This window comes from Caminicella sporogenes DSM 14501 (genome assembly GCF_900142285.1).
Classification (GTDB): domain Bacteria; phylum Bacillota; class Clostridia; order Peptostreptococcales; family Caminicellaceae; genus Caminicella; species Caminicella sporogenes.
This window is the reverse complement of the sequence record NZ_FRAJ01000005.1, coordinates 24,544-46,198: the sequence shown is the minus strand read 5'-3', so window position 1 is coordinate 46,198 and position 21,655 is coordinate 24,544. Positions and strand designations below refer to the sequence as shown.

Annotated in this window: 20 protein-coding genes and 1 riboswitch; all 20 genes read left to right on the top strand. The window is 28.7% G+C overall.

The window, feature by feature from the left end:
• Window positions 1–17: 17 nt before the first annotated feature.
• The 20 genes from BUA90_RS03205 (at window position 18) to BUA90_RS03110 (ending at window position 21,624) form a co-directional block, all read left to right on the top strand.
• Window positions 18–605, top strand: coding sequence for a winged helix-turn-helix domain-containing protein (locus BUA90_RS03205; RefSeq protein WP_072965955.1), 588 nt, complete (start codon window positions 18–20; stop codon window positions 603–605).
• A gap of 216 nt (window positions 606–821) precedes the next feature.
• Window positions 822–1,655, top strand: a complete 834-nt coding sequence (locus BUA90_RS03200; RefSeq protein WP_072965954.1) for a deoxyribonuclease IV — start codon at window positions 822–824, stop codon at window positions 1,653–1,655.
• Window positions 1,656–1,779: 124 nt separating this feature from the next.
• Window positions 1,780–2,517 carry a ZIP family metal transporter gene (locus BUA90_RS03195; protein WP_072965953.1) on the top strand — a complete coding sequence of 246 codons (738 nt, stop codon included), beginning with the start codon at window positions 1,780–1,782 and terminating at the stop codon, window positions 2,515–2,517.
• A gap of 74 nt (window positions 2,518–2,591) precedes the next feature.
• Complete coding sequence (queG, locus tag BUA90_RS03190; protein WP_072965952.1) at window positions 2,592–3,713, top strand: tRNA epoxyqueuosine(34) reductase QueG; 1,122 nt, start codon at window positions 2,592–2,594, stop codon at window positions 3,711–3,713.
• 114 nt (window positions 3,714–3,827) lie between these two features.
• Window positions 3,828–6,176 carry a Lon protease family protein gene (locus BUA90_RS03185; protein ID WP_242945028.1) on the top strand — a complete coding sequence of 783 codons (2,349 nt, stop codon included), beginning with the start codon at window positions 3,828–3,830 and terminating at the stop codon, window positions 6,174–6,176.
• A gap of 169 nt (window positions 6,177–6,345) precedes the next feature.
• Window positions 6,346–7,392: an L-threonine 3-dehydrogenase gene (gene tdh / locus BUA90_RS03180; RefSeq protein WP_072965951.1), complete on the top strand. Its 1,047-nt coding sequence runs from the start codon at window positions 6,346–6,348 to the stop codon at window positions 7,390–7,392.
• Between the two features lie 40 nt (window positions 7,393–7,432).
• Window positions 7,433–8,623, top strand: coding sequence for a glycine C-acetyltransferase (locus tag BUA90_RS03175; RefSeq protein WP_072965950.1), 1,191 nt, complete (start codon window positions 7,433–7,435; stop codon window positions 8,621–8,623).
• 290 nt (window positions 8,624–8,913) lie between these two features.
• On the top strand, window positions 8,914–9,195 hold the full coding sequence (locus BUA90_RS03170; RefSeq protein WP_072965949.1) for a DUF503 domain-containing protein: 282 nt from the start codon (window positions 8,914–8,916) through the stop codon (window positions 9,193–9,195).
• Window positions 9,196–9,212: 17 nt separating this feature from the next.
• On the top strand, window positions 9,213–9,881 hold the full coding sequence (gene nth / locus BUA90_RS03165) for an endonuclease III (RefSeq protein ID WP_242945027.1): 669 nt from the start codon (window positions 9,213–9,215) through the stop codon (window positions 9,879–9,881).
• 23 nt (window positions 9,882–9,904) lie between these two features.
• Entirely contained in the window at window positions 9,905–11,887 is a 1,983-nt protein-coding gene (locus BUA90_RS03160; protein WP_072965948.1) for a cell division protein FtsA, read from the top strand.
• An 86-nt stretch (window positions 11,888–11,973) separates the two neighbouring features.
• Window positions 11,974–13,407, top strand: coding sequence for a VanW family protein (locus tag BUA90_RS03155; protein WP_143146261.1), 1,434 nt, complete (start codon window positions 11,974–11,976; stop codon window positions 13,405–13,407).
• 16 nt (window positions 13,408–13,423) lie between these two features.
• Entirely contained in the window at window positions 13,424–14,158 is a 735-nt protein-coding gene (locus tag BUA90_RS03150) for a DUF2225 domain-containing protein (RefSeq protein WP_072965946.1), read from the top strand.
• Window positions 14,139–14,453: a YbjQ family protein gene (locus BUA90_RS03145; RefSeq protein ID WP_072965945.1), complete on the top strand. Its 315-nt coding sequence runs from the start codon at window positions 14,139–14,141 to the stop codon at window positions 14,451–14,453. The genes BUA90_RS03150 and BUA90_RS03145 overlap by 20 nt, the downstream gene beginning before the upstream one ends.
• Window positions 14,454–14,615: 162 nt before the next feature.
• Window positions 14,616–14,804: riboswitch (cobalamin riboswitch) on the top strand.
• 180 nt (window positions 14,805–14,984) lie between these two features.
• A complete protein-coding gene (cobI, locus tag BUA90_RS03140; protein WP_072965944.1) occupies window positions 14,985–15,707 on the top strand; it encodes a precorrin-2 C(20)-methyltransferase in 723 nt (240 codons plus the stop codon).
• Between the two features lie 50 nt (window positions 15,708–15,757).
• Entirely contained in the window at window positions 15,758–16,327 is a 570-nt protein-coding gene (gene cobU / locus BUA90_RS03135) for a bifunctional adenosylcobinamide kinase/adenosylcobinamide-phosphate guanylyltransferase (protein ID WP_072965943.1), read from the top strand.
• 13 nt (window positions 16,328–16,340) lie between these two features.
• Window positions 16,341–17,078, top strand: a complete 738-nt coding sequence (gene cobS, locus BUA90_RS03130; RefSeq protein ID WP_072965942.1) for an adenosylcobinamide-GDP ribazoletransferase — start codon at window positions 16,341–16,343, stop codon at window positions 17,076–17,078.
• Window positions 17,079–17,092: 14 nt separating this feature from the next.
• Window positions 17,093–17,683 (top strand): alpha-ribazole phosphatase, encoded by a 591-nt coding sequence (gene cobC, locus BUA90_RS03125; RefSeq protein WP_072965941.1) that lies wholly within the window; start codon window positions 17,093–17,095, stop codon window positions 17,681–17,683.
• A gap of 77 nt (window positions 17,684–17,760) precedes the next feature.
• Window positions 17,761–19,152 (top strand): cobyrinic acid a,c-diamide synthase CobB, encoded by a 1,392-nt coding sequence (locus BUA90_RS03120; RefSeq protein ID WP_072965940.1) that lies wholly within the window; start codon window positions 17,761–17,763, stop codon window positions 19,150–19,152.
• A 19-nt stretch (window positions 19,153–19,171) separates the two neighbouring features.
• Window positions 19,172–20,680, top strand: coding sequence for a cobyric acid synthase (locus BUA90_RS03115; RefSeq protein ID WP_072966093.1), 1,509 nt, complete (start codon window positions 19,172–19,174; stop codon window positions 20,678–20,680).
• A 2-nt stretch (window positions 20,681–20,682) separates the two neighbouring features.
• Window positions 20,683–21,624, top strand: coding sequence for a cobalamin biosynthesis protein (locus BUA90_RS03110; protein WP_072965939.1), 942 nt, complete (start codon window positions 20,683–20,685; stop codon window positions 21,622–21,624).
• The last annotated feature ends 31 nt before the right edge of the window (window positions 21,625–21,655 follow it).

Here is a 21,655-nt window from a genome sequence, read left to right as displayed (position 1 = left end):
GTGAAGGAGTTTTAATAATGAAGGAAGTATTAGTTTTAAGGGAGTTAGAGCAGATTAAAGCTATATCTCATCCTTATAGAATAGAAATTTTGGAAGCTTTTGAGGATTCTTCGGCAACTGCTAAACAAATAGCTGATAAAATGGGAGAACCTCATGCAAAGGTCAATTATCATATAAAAATTTTGTTGAAAGTTGGAATATTAGAACTGATAGAAGAAAAAATAAAACTTGGTATAGTTGAAAAATATTATATGCCTGCTGCTAAAACATTTGTAATTGATAAAAGCATATTAGATTCGGGTGAAAAGAAAGTATTGGATTCTGTAAATCAAGCTAAAATTTCCATATTTAAAAATATTTCAAAAGATTTTTATAAAGCAGTAGAAGTTGCAGATGAAAAAAATTATCCTAAAAAAATATTATATTTTAATGATTATTATTTAACTCTTGATGAAATAGATAAGCTTCAAGATAAGATGGCAGCATTAATAGAAGAATTTCTTAAGGGGAAAAAAGATAAAAATAGAGAAAATACAAAGAGATATTCAATTTCTACGCTTATGATTCCTAGATTTAATTTGAAGAAAAAAGACAATAAATTTTAATTTTACTTATATAACTCAAATTTGTTCTGATTAGTAACTTTTGTTTGTTATGACCTAAAAATATATGCATCAGTGTTTAATTTTGCATATATTTTTTTTATGGTAAATTGAAATAAGAGTAATATTAAAATTATTTAACAAAATTCGACAATTTTGTTTAGAAAATTATAAATAGGGTATTTTAATACTAGTATTTATAATAGGGAGATGAAAGAGATGTTCATAGGTTCACACCTATCAATTTCAAAAGGATTTGTAGAAACAGTAAAACAAGCAATAAAAATGGAAGCAAATACGTTTCAATTTTTTACACGAAATCCTAGAGGTGGCAAAGCGAGAAAGCTTGACATTGATGATTTTAAAAAGGCTGATGAGTTATGTGAAGAATATAATTTTGCTTCGTTACTAGCTCATGCACCGTATACTTATAATTTTGCATCTGATAATGATAAGACATGGGAATTTGCTAAAACTAGATTGAAGGATGATTTGTATAGATTGCAGCATTTGAATTGCTGTAAATATATTGTTATACATCCCGGTAATCACTTAAAAAAGGGAATAGACTTTGGAATTGAAAGAATAGCAGAAGCAATAAATGAAGTATTGGATGGTAATGAAAATACTATGATTTTACTTGAAACTATGTCTGGAAAGGGAACAGAAGTTGGATTTAAATTTGAACAGTTAAAGGAAATAATTGATAGAGTAGAGCATAATAAATTAATGGGGGTTTGTTTTGATACTTGTCATACGTATTCGGCTGGATATAATATAAAAAATGATTTGGAAGGTGTTTTGGAAGAATTTGATAAAACTTTAGGATTAGATAGATTAAAAGCTATACACTTAAATGACAGTATGCATGAACTTGGAAGTAGGAAAGACAGACATGCACGTATTGGAGAAGGGACTCTTGGATTAGAAGGAATTTTAAACTTTATAAATCATCCAAAATTGAAAAATATTCCTTTGTATTTAGAAACTCCAAATGATATTGAAGGATATATAAAAGAAATAAAAATTATTAGATATGGATATTTAGGTTAAAGAAATAGTTTAAGAGGACTATTTCTTTTTTTTGCTGAAAAAGCTATATAAAATGTAATAAAAAATTATATAAACTGTCATACTAGTATCAAAAAGAAAATTGATAAAACAGGGAGTGGGATGTTTGACAGCTTTTATAGCAGGTACTTTTGCAGGACTTTTGACAGGTATAGGAACTTTACCTTTGTTGTTTGTAAAGAATGTATCTAAAGTTATAGAAGATTCACTACTTGGTTTTGCAGCTGGAATAATGATATTTGCAAGTTCTTTTAATTTAATTGACCCTGCTCTTAAAGAAGGAAATATAATTCAGGTTGTTTTAGGATTATTATTAGGAGCTGTAATTATGGCACTAATTGAAAAAATAATTCCACATATACATTTAGATAAATTTAAATTAATTGAATTTAAAGATGATGCAATGAGAAAAACTTTTTTACTTTTGACAGCAATTATTATTCATAATATTCCTGAAGGATTAGCAATAGGAGTAGGTTATTCTTCAGGGAAAGATAATATAGGTCTTGCATTGGCAATTGCCATAGGAATACAAAATGCACCAGAAGGTTTAGTTATAGCAGCACCTCTTATAGAGAAGGGGTATTCAAAATATAAAGCAATTATGTTTGGTTTTTTTGCAGGAATAGGAGAACCGATAGCAGCGTTAGTTGGAGTTTTTGTTGGAGATATATTAAAAAGTTTGATGCCTTTTATACTTAGTTTGGCAGCTGGAGCAATGTACTATGTGGTTTCTCATGAACTTATTCCAGAAAGTCATTGTAATGGAAATCAGATGAAAGCTACTTTCGGTGTGATTTTGGGATTTATGACTATGTTAGTTATTGATTATGTGGTAAAATAACAAATAAAGTATTTATAAGATAATATAATATCAATTAAAAATTAAAAATGTTTTAATAAAAATAAGGTGATTTTATGGATATAAAAAAGGAAATAATTAGATATTCACAGAAAATAGGAATAGACCTTATTGGTTTTATTAAAGCTGAGCCCCTTGAAGAATTAAGGGGCTTACTTAATGATAGAAAATCTAAAAACTATTTGTCAGGTTTTGAAGAAGAAGATATTGAAAAGAGGATTAATCCTGCTTTAACTATGAAGGAAGCAAATACAATAATTGTTATAGCTATGTCTTATTATATAAACGATAAAGAAATTAACTATCCCAAAAAATATAAATATTGTGGATATATTTCAAGAAGTGCTTGGGGCATGGATTATCATATAATTTTGAAAGATAAAATGGAGCAATTAATATCTTTTATAAAAAATAAGGTTGATAAGTTAAAGTATAAATATTTTGTTGACACCGGTCCTTTAGTAGATAGGTATTTGGCATATAAAGCTAATATAGGGTGGTATGGAAAAAACAACTGCATAATAAATAAAGATTATGGCTCGTGGATTTTTATTGGATATATTTTATGTAATTTAGATATTGAAAGTGATAAATTTTGTAAAAATTCATGTTTAAACTGTAATAAATGTATAAATTCATGTCCGACTGGTGCTCTTAAGGATAATTATAATTACAATGCAAAAAAATGCATATCTTATTTGACACAGACTAAGGAAGAACTAGATTATGAATTAAGAGAAAAAATGGGAAATAATATTTATGGATGTGATACATGTCAGAGTGTATGTCCTCATAATCAAAAAATAATCTCAAAGAAAAATAATTTTTTTTATCCTAATGAATTTACTTATTATCCTAATTTATTGGAAATACTTGAAATGTCAAATAAAGAATTTAAAGAGAAATATAAAATGACAGCTGCTGGGTGGAGGGGAAAAAATATAATTAAAAGAAATGCATTAATAGCAATAGGAAATATAGGTGATAGGGAAGTGATTGATGTAATAAAAAAGTATTTAAATGAAAAATCTATTATGATTAGAAAATATACTGCATGGGCTATTTTAAAGTTAGATAGGAAAAGGGGAAAAAATATACTTATAAAACATTTAAAAGTAGAGGAAAATAGTGAGGTGATTGAAGAAATAAATAATTTATTTAAGTATTTTAATATTTAATTAACATATAGATTTTATTTATTATAATAAAATCCCTCGTTTTTTGTGAAGCAAAGTATTCTATTATGAATACAATAGAATAAGGGTTTGCTTTTTATAAAAAGGGGGGATTTTGTGAGAAAATACAAAGAATTAAGCTATGAGCAGTTAAAAATGATTTATAATCCAAGAGATTTTAAATTTAAAACTACTAAAGAGCTGAAAAGTTCTTATAGTATAATAGGTCAAGAAAGAGCCGTTAAGGCTATGGAATTTGGGCTTGATGTTAAAAATTCAAAATATAATATTTTTGTATGTGGACAAAAAGGTACTGGAAAAACTAGCTATACAATTTCTTCTGTTAAAGAAAGAGCAGTTAAAGAAAAGACGCCAGATGATTGGTGTTATGTATATAATTTTAGGGAACCTAATAGACCTAAAGCTATAAATTTGCCAGCTGGTAAAGGCAGAGAATTTAAAGAAGATATGGAATTTTTGATTAGAGATTTATTAACAGAAGTTCCTAAAACATTTGTAAGTGAAGATTATGAGAAAAACAAAAATGATATTTTAAAAGAGTTTCAAGAAAAAAAGAGTGAATTATTAGAAGAGTTGTTTGATTTTGGAAGAAGATTAGGGTTTGAGATAAGAAATGCTGTGAGTGGATTGATACTTGTACCAATTAAAAATGGTAAAAATTTAAGTGATGAAGAATATGATGAGCTTAGCGAAAGAGAAAAAGAAGAATATGAAAAAAAGGCTGAAGAGTTGCAGATAAAAGCCATAGAAATACTAAAAAAAATAAAAATATTAGAAAAAGAAATGAAAAAGAAACTTAGAGATTTTGAAAAGATGATAGCTCATTTTATGGTTAAGCCCATGATAGAAGTTTTGATTGAAAAATATAAAAGTTATAGTAGAGTATTAGATTATATTAAAGAAGTAGAAGAAGATATAATAGAAAATATTGCAGATTTTAAAGTTTTAGGAGAGGAAGATTTAGGTGCCAATATAGATATAAAAAAAATTGCTCCCAGATATTATGTAAATTTATTTGTAGATAATAGTGAGCAAAGTGGAGCACCTGTTATAGTTGAGTGTAATCCTACTTATAATAATTTAGCTGGTTTGATAGAATATGAAAATGAAAAAGGAACTTTAAAGACTGATTTTACTATGATTAAAGCAGGAGCAATTCATAGAGCAAATGGTGGATATTTGATACTACAGGCTCAGCAGTTACTTGGAGAACCATTATCTTGGATTTTTTTAAAGAGAGTATTAAATACGGGTGAAATTAAGATAGAGAGTTTAAGACATTTATTAGGTATTAGTAGTGTTGCTACTTTAAATCCAGAAGCTGTGCCTGTTAAATTAAAAATCATATTAATAGGAAGTCCATATATATATAATTTAATATACAATTATGATGAAGATTTTCATAAATTATTTAAAATTAAAGTGGATTTTGATTCAGTAATGGAAAATAATCATGAAAATATTATGAAGATGGCAAATTTTATATCATATTATTGTCAAAGTGAAGGATTAAGGCATTTTGATAAAAAAGGGGTTATAAAAGTACTTGAATATAGTAATAGATTAGCAGGAAGTCAAAAGAAGCTTTCAACAAAATTTAATAAAATTATAGAAATTTTAATAGAAGCAGATGTATTTGCTGGTTATGACGGAAATAAATTTATTACGGAAAAACATGTTGAAAAGGCTATTATAGAGAAAAAGCGTAGAGTAAATAAAATTGAAGAAAAAATAAATGAGTTATATAGGGAAGGAAAAATAATAATAGATGTCAAAGGAAAAAAAGTAGGAAAAATTAATGGTTTAGCTATAATAGATATGGGAGATTACATGTTTGGAAGGCCAAATGTAATTACAGTTTCTACTTATGCAGGAAACAATGGAATAATAAATATTGAAAGAGAAGTAAAGCTTAGTGGAAATATACATGATAAAGGAGTTATGATTTTAGAGGGTTTTTTAAATGAAAGATTTTGCAGGAGGGAACCTTTAAATTTGACTACTAAAATATGTTTTGAGCAGTCTTATAGCAGTATTGATGGAGATAGTGCATCGAGTACGGAACTTTATGCAATATTATCTAGTATTGGAGATATTCCTCTCAAACAGTATATAGGCGTTACAGGTTCTGTCAATCAAAAAGGTGAAATTCAACCTGTGGGAGGAATTACTGAAAAAATAGAAGGATTTTATTATACATGTAAACAATTAGGATTTACAGATGAACAGGGAGTAATGATTCCATTTAAAAATATTGATGAAATAGTTTTAGATGATGAAATTATAGAAGCAGTAAAAAGAGGAAAATTTCATATATATCCAGTGTCTAGTATAGAAGAGGGAATAGAAATATTGACAGATAAAACTTATGAAGAAGTAGAAGAAATTATTTTGAGCAAGATGAAAGAATATAATAAAACAATTAATTTTTGCGAAAAAAATTAGAAGTAGTTTTTTATAAAAACAAAAGCAGACTAGTTTTTTGATTTAGTCTGCTTTATTTTATTAAATTTTTTTAAAAAAATATTAAAGGAAAAAATTTTTTTTTGTAGTATACTTAACAATATAAAAGTTATTTTGATAAAATATAATATTTGGTATAGGAGGAAAATAGATGAATAAAATGAAATGTGTAGTAAAAAGTGAACCTAAAGAAGGTGCTATACTTACTACTAGGGAAATACCACAAATAGGACCTAATGAGATTTTGGTTAAAGTATTAGCTACTTCTATTTGTGGGACTGATTATCATATATATAGTTGGGATGCTTGGTCTCAAAAAAGGATTAAACCACCATTAATTATGGGACATGAATTTGCAGGGGAAGTTATTAAAGTCGGGGAAAAGGTTTCCAAAGTTAAAATTGGAGATATTGTATCAGCTGAAACACATATAGTTTGTGGAAAGTGTGAACTTTGTGCTACTGGTAAGGCACATATATGTAAAGATACTTTGATTTTAGGAGTTGATACTCAAGGAACTTTTGCAGAGTATGTTGCAATTCCAGAAGATAATGCATGGGCAAATGACCCTTCAATACCACCTGAATATTTATGTATACAAGAACCTTTGGGAAATGCAGTACATACAGTTTTATCAGGCGATATAATTGGTAAAACGATAGCTGTAGTTGGATGTGGACCTATAGGTATTATGGCTGTAGCAGTTGCAAAAGCTGTTGGAGCAGCAAAAGTAATAGCAATTGAAGTAAATGAATACAGAATAAATCTTGCAAAAGAAGTAGGAGCAGATGTTGTAATAAATCCGATTAAAGAAGACGTTATCAGGAGAGTTTTAGATGAAACAGATGGAATGGGTGTAGATGTTGTAGCTGAAATGTCAGGAAATTCAACTGCTATTCAACAAGCATTAAAGTACATAAAATTAGGTGGAAGAATGGCAATGCTTGGAATACCAACAGAAGATGTAAAGCTTGACGTTGCAAATGGAATAGTATTTAAAGGAATTCAAATTCATGGTATAGTAGGTAGAAGAATGTATGAAACATGGCATCAAGTTAAAGGTCTATTGGCTTCTGGAAATTTAAAACTTGATAAAATAGTAACTCATAAGTTGCCTCTAGAGGATTTTGAAAAAGGTATGGAACTTATGAAGACCGGAAATTGTGGAAAAGTTGTATTATTTCCTAACATGAAGTAAGATACTTAAGAGTTTAAATTATATTGAGGAGGTTAAAATAATGTCAAATGTTCATGAGTTAAAGTTTTTAAAAGAAAAAATCGAAGAATTAAAAAAGCAAGGGGTATATAGAAAGCTTCCTGTACTTGAAGGAGCAAATGAAGCAGAAGTTATATTGAATGGAAAAAAAGTTATAAACCTATCTTCAAATAACTATCTTGGATTTGCAAATCATCCAAGATTGAAAAAGGCTGCCATAGAAGCAGTTGAAAAATATGGAGTAGGAGCAGGAGCAGTTAGAACAATAGTAGGTAATATGGATATACATGAAGAAATGGAGAAAGTGTTAGCTGAGTTTAAAAGAGAAGAAGCTGTAATGGTATTTCAATCAGGCTTTAACTGTAATGCAGGAACAATTCAAGCTATAACTGAAAAAGGCGATTTAATAGTTTCAGATGAATTAAATCATGCCAGCATAATAGATGGTGCAAGACTTTCAAAAGCAGATAAAACGATTTATAAACATAATGATATGGATGACCTTGAGAGAGTTTTAAAAGAAAATAGAGATAAATATAGAAATATATTAATAATTACAGATGGAGTATTTAGTATGGATGGAGACATAGCTAATCTGCCAGATATAGTTGAGCTTGCAGAAAAATATGAAGCTATGACATATGTGGATGATGCACATGGTTCAGGTGTTTTGGGAGAAAATGGTCGTGGAACAGTTGATCATTTTGGACTTCACGGCAGAATAGATTTCAGTATAGGTACTTTATCAAAAGCTATAGGTGTAATAGGTGGATATGTTGCAGGTAGCAAGACTATGCAGGATTGGTTAAGTCATAGAGGTAGACCATTACTTTTCAGTACATCACTTCCTCCAGCAGCAGTAGGTGCAATTATCGAAGCTGTTAAGATGTTAATGGAGTCAAGTGAATATACTGATAGATTATGGGCTAATGCAAAATTCTTTAAAGAAAGATTAGGGAAATTAGGATTTAATACTGGTAATAGTCAAACTCCTATTACTCCAGTCATTATTGGAGATGAAGCAAAGACTATGGAATTTTCAAGAAAGTTATTTGAAAACGGAGTATTTGTATCAGGTATAGTATATCCTACAGTGCCAAAAGGAACAGGTAGAGTGAGATGTATGGTTACGGCAGGACATACAACAGAGCAGCTTGAAAGAGCAGTAGAAGTATTTGAAAAAGTAGGAAAAGAAATGAAAATACTTAAATAAAAGATAAAAAGGGCATCTAATTGATGTCCTTTTTATCTTTATAGAGTTAATATAATAGTCTATAACTTTAAATTAAAAAAAACTTAAGGAAGCATTTGTTCTTATGAGTTATATGTAAGTACATTGAAGGAGTTTATTATTTATAATATAATTAATTTAGACGCTGACTTTGTTTTTCTTTTTTTATAGAGTTTTATAAAAAATAGATATTTAGATATAGTTTATGCTAGAAATTATATAAAGATTAAATCTGATTGAAGTTTCGAAAGGGCGAGAGAGAGGAAAATGACATGATTATAGGGAGTTGTCTAATTGACCTTATTTTATATGAAGTCTGTTCTTTAAAGGAAAAAAGGCAGATAATAAAAAGTATAATAGGAAGAGTACAATCTAGGTTTAATGTTTCAATTGCAGAAGTAGATTTGAATGACTTATGGCAGAGAAGTCAAATAGGATTTGTGTGTGTAACTACATCTTCTAGACATGCAAATCAGATAATTAATAATGTAGTAAAATTTATTCAAAATGACAATAGAGTAGAAATAATAAAAACTGATATTGAAATTTTATAATTTTGAAAGGAGTAAATATGACTATAAAAAAAGCTAATATGATTTCAAAGAAAGAAATTAAAGAAGTATTGAAAATTCTCAATGATATGTATCCTGATGTTGAATCTGAATTGGTATATAGTACACCTTTTGAACTTTTGATATCTACTATATTGGCAGCACAATGTACAGATAAAAGAGTAAATAGTGTTACAAAAGAATTATATAAAAAGTACAATACGCCAGAAAAACTTTTAGAGCTTAATGAACAAGAATTGGGAGAAATGATTAAAAGCTGTGGATTTTATAGAATGAAGTCAAAAAATATTTTAAACACTTGTAAAATTTTGGTAGAAAAATATAATTCAAAGGTTCCAGATACTATTGAAGAATTAATGACGCTTCCGGGAGTAGGAAGAAAGACTGCTAACGTAGTTGTAAGTAATGCATTTGGTAAAGATGCCATAGCAGTTGATACTCATGTATTCAGAGTATCTAATAGGATAGGACTTGCAAATAGTGGTGATGTATTTGAAACAGAAAAACAGCTAATGGAAAATATAGATAAAAAATTGTGGTCAAAAGCACATCATTGGCTAATATATCATGGTAGAAGGGTTTGTAAAGCTCGCAAACCAAATTGTAAAATATGTCCAATATCAAAATATTGTTTATATTATAAAAAGAGTATTCAAACTAAAGATTAAATTTATCAAAGGGGTGTAATTTTATGGGGGATGTAGTTTTTTCTTTAGATATAGGAACACGAAATGTAGTAGGAATAGTTGCAAAAATGGAAGATGATAAATATAAAGTTATAGATTATGAAATAATGGAGCATCCCGAAAGAGCTATGTACGATGGGCAAATTCACGATATAGAAAAGGTATCTTTAGTTGTAGATAAAGTAAAGACAAGACTTGAAGAAAGACTTAGCTTAAAACTTCAATATGTTTCTATTGCAGCAGCAGGTAGAGCTTTAAAAACACAAAAAGTGTTTGTGCAAAAAGAAATAGATTTTACTAAAGAAATAGATAAAGCTGTAATAGATAGTTTAGAAATAGAGGGAATACAGTTAGCTCAGAAAAAACTTGAAGAAGTTTCAAATGACGAAGATACTAGATACTATTGTGTAGGTTATACTGTAATGAATTACTACCTTGATGGAAGTGTTATAGGAAATTTAAAAGGGCATAGAGGTAGAGAAATAGGAGCAGAAATATTGGCAACTTTTTTACCGCATGTAGTAGTAGACAGTTTGTATACAGTAGTTCATAAATGTGGACTTGAAGTTGTTAATATGACGTTAGAGCCGATAGCTGCTATAAATATTGCTATACCACCTAAGTTTAGACTTTTAAATCTTGCGCTTGTTGATATAGGTGCAGGTACATCTGATATAGCTATAACTAAAGATGGCACAATAGTTTCTTATGCTATGGTTTCAACTGCTGGTGATGAAATAACAGAATGTCTTTCAAAAACTTTTCTTTTAGATTTTGATACGGCAGAAAAGCTTAAAATACAGTTGAATCAAAAAGATGAGCATACTTTTTGTGATATAGTTGGAATAAGTTACAATTTAAAAACTGATGAAATAGTAGAAAAAATAGAGGAGGCTATAAGGGATTTAAGCAAAGAAATATCAGATAAGATATTAGAATACAATGGCAAAGCACCTAGTGCAGTTTTTTGTATAGGAGGAGGTTCTCAAATACCAAAATTAACTGAATATTTAGCACAAGATTTAGGTCTTCCTAAAGAAAGAGTAGTTATAAAAGGGACAGAAGTATTTGAAAATGTTGAATTTTTAAAAGATTCTCTTTGTGGACCAGAATATATTACCCCTATAGGAATAGGTTATACTGCAGTTAAAGATAAAGAGCAGGATTTTTTACAAGTTACGGTTAATGGTAAATCTATAAGGCTCTTTAATTCTAAAGAACTTTGCATATCAGATGCTCTTATTTTAATCGGTTATAATGCTAGAAAACTTATTCCGGAAAGAGGAAAATCAGTAACTTTTTATATAAATGGAGTAAAAAGAACAATTTATGGAGAATATGGGGAAGCAGCAAAAATTTATATAAATGATAAATTAGGTAATCTCGATACAAAACTTAAAAATATGGATAGAATAGTAATTAATCCAGCAACTCCCGGAAAAGATGCAAAAGTAAAAATTAAAGATATAATTGAAGGCGAAGAGGTAATTTTAAACGGACAAAATATAAACTTAATAAAAGATATTTTTGTAAATGGAAAAGAAGTCGATGAAGATTATGAAATTTTAGATGGAGATGAAGTTGTTATAGAGAAAATAGATAATATTAGTGAATTGATGAATATTTGTAATATTGATTTAGATAAAAGCGAAGTTTTTATTAATGATAAATTGGCAAATAAAGATGAAAAGCTGAAAAAAGGCATGGTAATAAATACAAAATTGAAAGCTGTTGAAAGTGAAGAAAAAGGAGAAGCTAGCAAAACAATATTAAGAGATGATAAAGACTATATTACGGTTACAGTAAATGGCGAAAAAGTAGATATAAAAAAAGAAAAAAAAGATATAATCTTTGTAGATATATTTAATTATATTGATTTTGATATTAAAGTTCCAAAAGGCATTTTAGTGCTCAAATTAAATGGCAAAAAAGCAAGTTATACAGACGTTTTAAAAGATGGTGATGTTGTAGAAATTTATTGGAATTAGCTAAATATGTTTTAATAGTAATAAATTTTTATAAAGTTAATATTTTTAATAAGGGAATAGATTTGCCTGAACTTGTGGAGGTTAATATGAAATTTGAGGAAAAAAAAGATAAAAACAAAGAGAAGATTTTTAGTATTTTAATAGTTTTGCTTAGCGTAATTTTTTTTAGCTCAGTTTCAGTGGGGATAGCTTTATTTATGATTTTTAGTGATTCAATTCATAATGGTGTATATGTTGAAAATATTGATGTAGGAGGACTGTCTGTTGCTGAGGCAGTAAATAAAGTTGAAGATGAAATAGGAGATATAGATGGTAAAGACAAATTAATGCTGCATTATAAAGATAAAGTATGGGTTTTTAAAGGAAATGAGATTGGATTAAAGTATGATTTAAAAAAAGCTATAAATGATGCTTTTTTAATAGGACGTAAAGGAAATTTATTAGACAGATTCAAAACTGTTTTAGAGCTTTTTAAAAATCCTCATAATATTTCTATAAAGACTTCTTTAGATTTTGGAAAATTAGACAAAATTTTAAGTGCTATTGAAAAAGAAATAAATAAACCCTGTGTTGAAGCTAGTATAAAGCGTATAAAAGGAAAGTTTGTTATAAAAGATGAAGCCGTTGGACTGATTTTAGATAGAGAAAAGACTAAAGAAATTATTACGAGAGAATTATTAAAAAGAAAGTATGATGAATTAGTCGAAGTTAATTTAGTTGTTAAGCCTGTATATCCTAAATATACTTCTGAAATGCTTAGTTATATTACAGACTTATTAGGTTCTCATACGACTATTTTTAATTTGAATAAAAAGGGAAGAAGTCACAATATATATTTAGCATCAAAAGCATTAGATGGAACAGTGCTTTTACCCGGTGAAATATTTTCTTTTAATAAAATAGTTGGACCTAGGAGTATAAGCAATGGGTATCAAGCAGCACCTGTGATTTATAAAGGAGAATTGATTGACGGTATAGGAGGAGGAGTATGTCAAGTTTCTAGTACTATATATAATAGTGTTTTAAAAAGTCAGCTTGAGGTAATTGAAAGAGTTAATCATACCATTCCTTCTACATATGTTCCTAAGGGGCTTGATGCAACTGTGGCATATGGAGTGCTGGACTTTAAATTTCAAAATACGACTAAATATCCAATTTATATACAGAGTTTTGTTAAGGGGAATAAGTTGACAGTTAATATATACGGTCATAAGGAAAATAATCAGATAGTAAAATTAATTAGCAAGATTGATAAAGTTATCAAAAAAGATACAGAGATACTATTTGATGAAAATTTACCAGAAGATAAAATGATAGTTAAAAGTAAAGGTAGAAATGGCTATATAGTTTCCTCATATATGATTATATATGAAAATGGAAGAGAAATAAAAAGAAAATTGATTTCAAAAGATTATTATAAGCCGAGCAAAGAAGTGATTATAAAAGGTACTAAAAAGATAAAAAGTGATGATACAAGTATTGAAGAAAAAGATAAAATAGAAAATCAAATAATAAATTAGTAATAGAGGTGTATATATGAACAAACAATTATTAGACCATTTTTATGATAGAGAAATTGAATGTCCAATATGCAAAATGAAGTTTACTACTAAAAAGGTTAGAACTTCAGCAATTAGAGTTATTAAGAGAGATGAAGATTTTTGTCCTTATTATAAAAGTGAAAATCCTTTGTTTTATAACGTTTTTGTATGTCCAAATTGCGGATATGCAGCACTAGAAAGTACTTTTTCAAAAATAAATGAATTGGAAAAGGAAAAAATAGTAAAGTTTATAACTTCACGTTGGAAGCAGAGAAGTTATGGAAAAGAAAGAAATTTAGAAGAAGCTATACAGGTATATAAATTAGCATTGATATGTTATCAGGTGTCAAAATCTAAATATATAAATATTGGAAAAGTATGTTTGAGACTTGCTTGGTTTTATAGATATATGAATGATGAAAGAGAAAAGGAATTTTTAAAATTTACAATAGATGCATTTCAAAATGCTTATACAAAAGAAAGATTAGATAAAGAAGAATACAATGAAGTAGTGATTCTATATCTTTTAGGAGAACTTAACAGAAGAGTTGGTAATTATAAAGAGGCTATAAAGTGGTTTGATAAAGCATTAAGCAATCCAGATATAAAGAAAAAAAGACATATAGAAATTAGAGCTAGAGAGCAGTGGAGATTGGCAAGAGAAGAATATAATAATAAAAAAAATTTGCAAATAGAAAGGAGTAATGAAAATGATTTTAGTAAACACTGAAGAAGTTAAAGGAAGAGAAATAGTAGAGGTATTGGGATTGGTAAGAGGAAGTACGATTCAATCAAAACATTTGGGAAAAGATATATTAGCAGGTTTTAAAACTATAGTTGGAGGTGAAATAACACAATACACAGAAATGTTAGATGAAGCAAGACAAGTTGCTATAGACAGAATGGTAAAACAAGCTCAGGAAAAAGGGGCAAATGCAGTTGTGAATATTAGGTTTGCGACTTCAGCAATAATGCAGGGAGCAGCTGAGCTATTGGTTTACGGTACAGCAGTAAAAGTGAAATAATTTATATGTATTATCATACCAGTTGATTTTATTTAAATATTTTCAATTTCTTGTAAAAAATTGAGATAAAAATATTTTCGTAATTTTTAGACAAAACCCTAGGTTTTATTGACAATTTTTGCTGAAATTTTTATAATAAAGATTAAAGTGAAGTTTTAATTTAATATTTGTAAGTTTTAAGGTGCTTCTTTGTAAAAAAAGAAGTTAAAAGGGAAGTTCGGTGAGAGTCCGACGCAGCCCCCGCTACTGTAAGCGAATACGAAACCTTATTATGCCACTTAATTTTTTAAGGAAGGCAAGGGAGTAGGATGAAGCGCGAGCCAGGAAACCTGCCTTAAAACGTTAGCAACTACTTCGGAGGGAAGTGTATGATTTATTAAAGTATGTATAAAAATGCACTTATATTCCGTAGTGCATTTTTTTTGATTATGTAAAAAAGTCTTAATGGAAAAAGTTTTTAGACCTTTTCCATTATTTTTATAAACATAATATTTTTTATTAGAGATAATTTCAAATTTTCAGGAGGTATATATGAAAAAAGGTAAATTTTATGGGGTTGGAGTTGGACCGGGGGATTCAGAACTTATAACTGTTAAAGCAAAGAGGATATTAAATGAAGTAGACGTAGTAATATGTCCAGAAAAGAGAAAGTCAGCAGGAAGTTTTGCTTACGATATAGCTAAAGAGCATATAAAAAAAGATGTGAAGATAATATATTTAACTTTTCCTATGATATATGATGAAAATGAGCTTCAAAATAAATGGGAAGAAAATGCACTTATTATAGCAAAGCTTCTAAATGAAGGCAAATCAGTGGCATTTATTACTTTAGGTGACCCTACGGTTTATAGTACATATATGTATCTTTTACCTTATTTAAAAAAATATGATGTTGAAGTTGAAACTATACCCGGAATAACTTCTTTTTGTTCAGTAGCAGGTAGTTTGAACATACCCATAGTGGAATGGGAAGAAGGTTTTAGTGTAGTTCCATTGAGAAAAGGTGATGGGGACAAGTTAATAAGAGCTTTAGATAATTTTGAAAATGTTATAGTAATGAAACCGTCAAATGATTGTAAAATTCTTGCCAATGAGCTAATAAAAAGAGGACTTGAAAATAATTTTATTTTAATTTCTAAATGTGGTACAGAAGAAGAAAGAGTTATTACAGATATAGATATAGTAAAAAGTGAAAAAATCCCATATCTTTCTACAATGATAATCAAAAAAAATGGATTAAAGATGTATAAATAAGAGTAATGAAAACATATTTATACCTTACTTCCAACTTTGGAGGAGTTTATATGAATTCAAACAAAAAAATAATTTTGATAACCGGCGGAGCAAGAAGTGGAAAAAGTTCTTTTGCTGAAAAATACGTATCTGAAATAGGAAAGAAAATAGCTTATATAGCTACTGCTATACCTTTTGATGATGGCATGAAGAATAGAATAAAAAGACATAGAGAATCAAGACCAAGCGAATGGACTACTTTTGAAATGTATAGAGATATTTATAAACATATACAAAAAATTGCCAAAAAGCACGATACAGTACTATTAGATTGTATGACAATTATGATTACTAATCTGATGTTTGATAATTCAAATATAGATTGGGATAAAGTTGATTGGGAAGAAGTAGATGATATTGAAAATGATATAAAAGAGCAAATTGTTTTACTAATTGATGAAGTAAAAAAAGCAGAAATAAATATGGTTATTGTTACTAATGAGCTTGGCATGGGAATTGTTCCGGAAAGTAGATTGTCTAGAATTTTTAGAGATATAGCTGGAAGGATGAATCAGTTAATTGCAGGAAAAGCTGACGAAGTTTATTTTATAGTTTCAGGTATACCTGTAAAGATAAAGTAGAAAGGACATAAAGATGAAGCGTTTTATTTTAATGATTCAGTTTTTAACTCGTATACCTATAAGGTTTAATTTAAATGTTACAGAAGAAGATTTTTTAAATGGTATAATATATTTTCCGCTAGTTGGCTTAATTATTGGTACTTTCATTTTAGCAGGATATTATATTGGACTTAATTTAGGAGGAAGTTTTTTAGCAGCTGTATTTGCTGTAATAGTAGAAATAATCATTACGGGTGGACTGCATCTTGATGGACTTGCAGATACTTTTGATGGAATTTACAGCAATAGACCAAAAGATAGAGTATTGGAAATAATGAAAGACAGTAGACTTGGAACAAATGGAGCTTTAGCACTTTTTTGTGTACTAATTATGAAAATGGCATTAATAAATAAAATACCTATTCCATATATTTATCCTATTTTACTTTTAATGCCTGTGGCTTCAAGATTAAATATTGTAGTGGCATGTAAAATTGGAAAAACTGCAAAAGCAAATGGAATGGGCAATTTATTTATTGGAAAAATAACTAATATGCAGTTAATTATTGCATATGTGATTTCAATTGTTTTAGCATTATTGTTTCCAATTGCCATGTTGTGCATATTGATAGTCAATTTATTTGCTTTATGGTATGTAAGACATATTACATTGAAGATAGATGGAATAACAGGAGATATATTAGGTTCATTGATTGAACTTTCAGAGATAATATTTTTGTTAAGCTATATAATTTTCTTTATATTTATATGACTTAGGTGGTAGTGATGTTAGAAATAATATTTGTAAGACATGGAGAAACAGAAACTAATAAAAAAAAGTTGTTTAGCGGGTGGACTAATTCAAAATTGACTAAAAAGGGAATACAACAGGCTGAAATGGTCTGTGAAAAATTAAAAAATGAAAAGTTAAATATGATAATATGCAGTGATTTAGATAGATGTTTAAAGACAGCTCAAATAATAAATAAACATCATGGAGTTAATATTATTGAAGAACCGGGACTTAGGGAAATAAATTTTGGTAAATGGGAAAATTTAAGCTATGGAGAAATATGTGAAAAATATCCAGAAAAGTCTAAAAAATGGGAAAAAGATTTTGTTAACTTTATTTTTCCAGATGGTGAAAGTTTATATCAAATGTATGATAGGGTAAATGGAGCATATAAAAACATAGTTAAAAGCTGTAAAAATGGTAAAATACTGATTGTATCTCATTCTGGAGTTATTAGAGCTATATTATCTCAAGAAATATGTAAAAGTATAGATGGATATTGGAAATTCAATATTTATAATTGTGGTATTGCAAGGCTGCAATATGTGGATGGATTTCCGGTTTTAATTGCAGTAAATCAGTAAAAAAGGACAATTACTGGCAGTGGATAATAGATAAAGGATTAAAAAAATTAAAAGCTGAAAGCAAGAGGATGATAATTATGAAAATACCAAGATTTGTTATTGCAGGGACTCAAAGTGGTGTCGGTAAGACAACACTGTCTATAGGAATAATGAAAGCTCTTAGAAAAAGAGGGTTAAATGTGCAGTCCTACAAAGTTGGTCCCGATTATATTGACCCTGCTTTTCATAGTTTTGTAACAGGTAATAAATCTAGAAATCTTGACAGTTGGATGTTGAAAGAAAACGCAATAAAAGATATTTTTTTTAAAAATTCATTTGACAAGGATATTTCTATAATTGAAGGGGTAATGGGGTTTTATGATGGTTTTGGTATAGAAAAAGATAACGGAAGTACAGCTCATTTATCTAAAATTCTCAAATGTCCTGTCATACTGATAATAAATGGAAGTGGTATGTCATCTAGTGCTGCTGCACAGGTATTAGGATATAAACTATACGATGAAAAAGTTAATATTAAAGGGGTTATTGTAAATAATGTTTCAGGTTGGAAACATTATGAATTGATTAAAGAGGCAGTAGAAAAATTTACGGGAATTAAGTGTGTAGGATATTTAAAAAAGAATATAGATATAAAACTAGAAAGCAGACATTTAGGGTTAATACCTTCCGTAGAAGTAGAAAATTTAAAAGAAAAAATTGACAAACTTTCAAGTATGGTGGAAGAAACTATTAATATAGATGAAATAATAAAAATATCTAAAGGAGCTTTAGCATTAAACCATGTATATAATTATGATAGTAAAAATGGATTTAGAGATGTCAATATAGGAGTGGCGTTAGATAAAGCTTTTAATTTTTATTATCAAGATAATTTAGACCTATTAGAAGAATTAGGAGCAAATTTAATATATTTTAGTCCTTTGAAAGATAAAAAATTGCCTGATAATTTACATGGATTGTATTTAGGTGGTGGATTTCCAGAGGTTTTTGCAAAAGAGCTTGAAGAAAATAAAGAGTTGAGAGATGAAATAAAAAAAGTATCAAATATGGGAATGCCAATATATGCAGAGTGTGGTGGGTTAATGTACTTATGCAAGTCTATTACAACTCTTGATGGAAAAAAATATGAGATGGTTGGGATATTTGATAGAAATACGAAAATGACTAATAGACTTCAAAGATTTGGATATGTAAATGTAAATATTCTCAAGCCATGTACTATATCGAATACATTAACTAAAGTAAAAGCTCATGAATTTCATAGGTCTATTATAGATGAAAGTAATAATGACGACTGCGTCTATAGAGTTGATAAAGTTAGAGAAAATAAGATTATAAACTCTTGGAAATGTGGAATTTTAAAAAATAATACTTTAGCAGCTTATGCACATATACACTTTTACAGTAATAAAAAATTGGCTGAGGATTTTGTAGAAAATTGCAGAGTATTTAAAAAAGGAAGTGTTTAAATTGAAAAATAAATCCATAATGGTGCAGGGAACAGCTTCTTCAGTTGGAAAAAGTATAATTACAGCTGCATTATGCAGGATATTTATGGAAGATGGATACAAGGTGGCACCTTTTAAGTCTCAAAATATGGCTTTAAATTCATATATAACAGAAGAAGGTTTAGAAATGGGACGAGCTCAAGTAGTTCAAGCTGAGGCAAGTGGACAAAAACCATCAGTGTTAATGAATCCCATTTTATTAAAACCTACCACAGATAAAAAATGTCAAGTTATTTTAAATGGGAGAGTATACGGTAATCTTTCTGCTATGGAGTATCACCTTTTTAAACCTAAATTAAAAGATATAGTAAAAGAGGCGTATGAGAAGCTATGTAGTTTAAATGACATAATAGTTATAGAAGGAGCAGGAAGTCCAGCAGAAATAAATCTTAGAGAGAATGATTTAGTAAATATGGGAATGGCTGAAATAGCAAATTCTCCAGTAATATTAGTAGGTGATATAGATAGGGGAGGAGTTTTTGCTTCTATCTACGGAACGATTATGCTTTTGAGTGAAGAAGAAAGAAGTAGAGTTAAGGGAGTCATTATAAATAAATTTAGAGGAGATGTTGAAATATTAAAACCCGGAATAGAAATGCTTGAAAATCTAATAAATATACCTGTTTTAGGAGTTATTCCCTATACTGATATAAAGATTGAAGATGAAGATAGTTTGGCAGAGAGATTTAAAAGGCGAAGCGGTAATTATGGGGAAATAAACGTAGAAGTATTATACTTGCCTCATGTATCAAATTTTACTGATTTTAATGTATTTGAAACACAACAAGATGTTAATCTTAGATATGTAATGAGGGGAGAGAGTATAGGAAATCCTGATATATTGATAATACCGGGTTCTAAAAATACTATAGAAGATTTGATATATATTAGAAATTCTGGACTAGAAAAACAAATATATAAACTGCATAAGGAAGGCAAATTGATAGTTGGGATATGTGGAGGTTATCAGATACTTGGAAATAAAATAAGAGACCCTTATGGAACTGAAAGTTCAATAAAAGAAATAAATGGATTGGGACTGCTGGATACGGAGACAGTGTTTGAATTTGAAAAGACTACTACGCAAGTTGAAGCTGAAATAATAGATAAGAAAAATGGAATTTTTAAAGATTTAGAGTGTAGAGATATTATTGGATACGAAATACATATGGGGCAGACAAGACTTGGCAGAAATGCAGAGCCTTTTGCAAAGATAAGAAAACGCTTACATAAAGAAGTAGAAGTATTTGATGGAGCGATAAATAAAAAAGGAAACGTGTTTGGAACTTATATTCATGGAATATTTGACAATATAAAATTTACACGTGAACTTTTAAATAAAGTAAGAAAATTTAAAGGATTAAAGCAGATAGAATCTAATATTGGCAGTTTTGAAGAATTTAAAGAAAATGAGTATAAAAAACTTGCTAGATTAGTTAGAGAAAATATTGATATGAATAAAATATATGAGATAGTAAATGGTGATTAAATATGATTAGCATTTTTACAGGATATTTTATGGATTTGATTTTTGGCGACCCTTATTGGCTTTTTCATCCTATTAAGTTCATTGGGATGTTAATAAAGAGGCTGGAAAAGCTATTGAGAAAAATATTTAAAAAAAGGGAAAAAATTGGGGGAATTGTATTAGCTTTGAGTACGATTGGTTTAGTTTATTTTATAACTTATTCAATACTCTCAATGGCAAGAGCTTTAAATCCTCTATTGGAAAATGTAGTTAAGACGTTTATGGTATTTCAGATATTGGCAACAAAGAGTTTAGATGTTGAAAGTAGAAAAGTGTATTATCCATTGAAAGAAGGAAATCTTTTACGAGCAAGAAAATTTTTATCATATATAGTTGGAAGAGATACAGAGAATTTAAGTAAAAGAGAAATTATAAGGGCAACGGTTGAAACTATAGCTGAAAATATTTCTGATGGAATTATTGCTCCTCTTTTTTATATTTTTTTAGGTGGAGCAGCTTTGGGTATGACATATAAAGCTGTGAATACACTTGACTCCATGGTAGGATATAAAAACGATAAGTATATTGATTTTGGATGGGCATCAGCACGAATTGATGACATCGTAAATTATATACCTGCTAGAATAACTTCGATTTTTATTGTAATTGCAAGTGCAGTACTAGGTTTTAATTATAAGAAAAGTTTTAAAATACTAATCCGAGATGGAAGAAATCACAGCAGTCCAAATGCAGGATATCCAGAGGCTGCTGTGGCAGGTGCTTTAGGAATTCAACTTGGAGGAACTAATGTTTATTTTGGAAAGCCTGTTTACAAACCGACTATAGGAGATGAGAAAAAATCATTAGAAGTAGAAGATATAGATAAAACTATACGCATTATGTATTTAACTTCATTTGTAGGAATATGTATATTTGCATTAGTAAAGTTTATTATAAATTTTTAAATTTAACTATTATCTTTTAATTAATTTTGAG